General features: G+C 59.2%; 4 protein-coding genes. All 4 read left to right on the forward strand.

Going from position 1 to position 2,725, the window contains the following annotated elements; genetic code table 11:
• Positions 1-1,222, forward strand: a 1,222-nt coding sequence (locus tag IM485_RS08700; protein WP_287742469.1) for a GmrSD restriction endonuclease domain-containing protein, incomplete at its 5' end; no start/stop codon positions are given.
• Positions 1,223-1,231: 9 nt separating this feature from the next.
• Positions 1,232-1,777: a recombinase family protein gene (locus IM485_RS08705; RefSeq protein ID WP_287742471.1), complete on the forward strand. Its 546-nt coding sequence runs from the start codon at positions 1,232-1,234 to the stop codon at positions 1,775-1,777.
• Complete coding sequence (locus IM485_RS08710; RefSeq protein WP_287742473.1) at positions 1,774-2,019, forward strand: WGR domain-containing protein; 246 nt, start codon at positions 1,774-1,776, stop codon at positions 2,017-2,019. The genes IM485_RS08705 and IM485_RS08710 overlap by 4 nt, the downstream gene beginning before the upstream one ends.
• Before the next feature lie 367 nt (positions 2,020-2,386).
• Positions 2,387-2,605, forward strand: coding sequence for a hypothetical protein (locus IM485_RS08715; RefSeq protein ID WP_287742474.1), 219 nt, complete (start codon positions 2,387-2,389; stop codon positions 2,603-2,605).
• Positions 2,606-2,725 lie beyond the last annotated feature (120 nt).

Here is a 2,725-nt window from a genome sequence, read left to right on the forward strand (position 1 = left end):
CAAAAAACCCATGCCACTGACCACCATCAGGGGTATCCGCAAACGCATCAACACCGAGCCTGATTTTCAGCGGCCCCCAGTCTGGGGAACCAGCCAAAAGCAGTTGCTGGTCGATACGATCCTTCGCAACTATGACGTTCCGAAGCTCTATTGGCGCAGAACAAGCACCAAGCCCCCCGAAACATATGACGTTGTCGACGGCCAACAGCGCCTCAGGGCCATCTGGGATTTTTTCGACGGCGCTTTCAAGCTTCCAAAGGATGCTGAACCGATAAACGGGGAGGCGATTGCCAATTGCTATTACGACGACCTCCCCGACGAGCTACGCAGTCACTTTGACGTCTATCCGCTCGACATCGTGGTGCTTGAAGATACCGACGAAGACGAAGTGCGCGAAATGTTCCTGCGCCTTCAGAATGGCACTTCCTTAAAAGCCCAGGAGAAGAGGAACGCATTTCCCGGCAAGATGCGGGATTTTGTTCGTGAGCTTTCAAAACACGCCTTCTTCCAAAGAGTTGGCTTTGCCAATGCTCGGTACGCGTATGACCACATCGCGGCGCAATTGGTTCTGTTGGAAATCCAAGGCGGGCCAACCAACGTGAAAAACGCCGACCTCAACAAGATGTATGAGGCCAATCGGGATTTTGACAGCAATTCGCCCACAGCAAAGGCAGTCAGGCGGGTTCTCGACGTCCTTGCCACGATTTTTCCGGACAAGACCCCGGAGCTGGAACGCTACAATGTGGTGGCGCTTTATTGCGTCATCTCGGAGCTGTTGAAGCAGTATGTCATCGAGGAGGTTCGCCCAAAGCTCCACGACTGGTTCATTGAATTTGAAACGACTCGCCGCTTCCAAGATGCCAAGCCCGAAGAGGATGGTGAGGCGGAATGGGTTAGCTATCGGGAGAAGATCAGTCACAGCACGGACGCCGCCGATTCCATCCGTTTCCGGATGGAATTTCTCCTCCGTAACTTGCTGGAAACGTTTCCTGCCCTTTCCCGCAAAGACAACCAGCGTGGGTTCACACACGTCCAGAAACTCACCATTTTCCGCCGTGACAAGGGTATCTGCCAGCTCAAGCTCAAATGCGATGGGGTGAAAATCACTTGGGACGACTGGCACGCAGACCATACACTGGCGTGGTCGAAGGGCGGGAAAACGACCGTCGAAAACGGACAGGTCTCCTGCCCTGCATGCAATGTCTACAAAGGCGTTGGATAGGCCCGTGCCATGATTTTCGGCTACGCACGCGTATCAACGGACGGCCAAACCCTAGAAGCCCAGCTTGAGGCCTTGAAGGCCGCCGGAGCCGAGAAGGTGTTTCAGGAGAAGGCCAGCGCGGCCAATGCCGAACGCCGCGAGCTCAAGCGGATGCTGGCCAACCTAAACACGGGCGATGTGGTGTTGGTCACCCGTCTCGACCGCCTCGCCCGTTCCACGCTCGACCTGTTGAGGATTCTTGAGCAGCTCACCAAGGCAGGCGCAGGCTTCCGCTCGCTCGCTGATACGTGGGCAGACACCACCACAGCCCATGGACGTTTAATGCTCACGATCCTGGGCGGACTGGCAGAGTTCGAACGCGAGCTTATCAAAACCCGCACAGGCGAAGGCCGCGCCCGCGCCAAGGCCCGAGGGGTAAAGCTTGGGGCACCCTTTAAGCTGACCCACCACCAGAGGCTTGAAGCTCTTTCACGCAAGGCAGCGGGAGAAGCCGTCCGCGAGGTAGCGCGGAGCTACAATGTCAGTGCCGCCACGATATCGAGGCTTAAGCCGTGAGCGTGGTCTACCTCACCCGCCGCGACCCTTCACGTAACCTGGCGCGGTTCTACCGGATGCTGATGGCCCCTACCCTCTTTGGTGAATGGGCACTCATCCGAGAATGGGGCCGCATTGGCAGTGGCGGGACCGTGCGGGCTGACCCCTACCCTAACGCTGGAGCCGCTTTGCTCGCCATGCAGGCCCTCGTGCGCGAGAAGAAGAAGCGCGGGTACGTTATGAAGACCGCCGAGCCTGTTTAACCCCTCGTGTGAACATTCCTCCCCGAAATCCTAGCGGGGGTCTGGGGGGCAGCAATGAGCCCCCTGCCCTACTCGTGCTCGCCAAGGTGCCGATTGGTCGAAGCGCTACGGTTCAGCCTTCCCGTGAATTCTTAAGGCCCAGGCGGGGCGTTTCGTCGTCAGGCGCTCGCCGTTGGTCCCGCTTTGCCATCACAGCCGGATTCGGTCGGGTGATGCGCCGGGGCAGCCCGCTAGCAAGGCATCCAACCGTCTCCCCAAGGGGTCCCTCGGTCGGACCCTCCGTTGCCAACGGTCTTTAGGCCCCAGCGCGGAAATCCCCCGACCGGCCGCGATGGGCGCAGCCGGAAAACCAAGGGGAGACACCCTCATGACCACCAAACAGCCAAACCGCCCGAGCCATTCGCTCTTCATGGTTGAAGGCGAGAAAGACAACGCGATCTGGACCGAGATCGGCGCGCTTTGGAAGCACGCCCAAGGCGACGGGTTCAACCTAAGCCTGAAAGCCCTGCCACTCGCGAAGGACGCCCGGCTCGTTATCCTGCCACGCAAGGCCAAAGAGCAAACCAAGGCGGAGGTGGGGGCATGAGTGCCCCCCGCCGCTTCACGGTCAGCCTTATGGTTGGCCGAACCCTTGGGATCACGCTCGACGCCCGCGACGAGCAAGCCGCCGAGGATATCACGAACTACCTCTGGACGCGGTTCGGTG

It is taken from the genome of Microcystis sp. M169S2, from assembly GCF_020245865.1.
Taxonomy (GTDB): domain Bacteria; phylum Cyanobacteriota; class Cyanobacteriia; order Cyanobacteriales; family Microcystaceae; genus Microcystis; species Microcystis ichthyoblabe_A.

Coding starts and splice junctions, on each gene's coding strand:
- IM485_RS08705 (WP_287742471.1), top strand. CDS start 1,232: ATGATTTTCGGCTACGCACGCGTATCAACGGACGGCCAAACCCTAGAA.
- IM485_RS08715 (WP_287742474.1), top strand. CDS start 2,387: ATGACCACCAAACAGCCAAACCGCCCGAGCCATTCGCTCTTCATGGTT.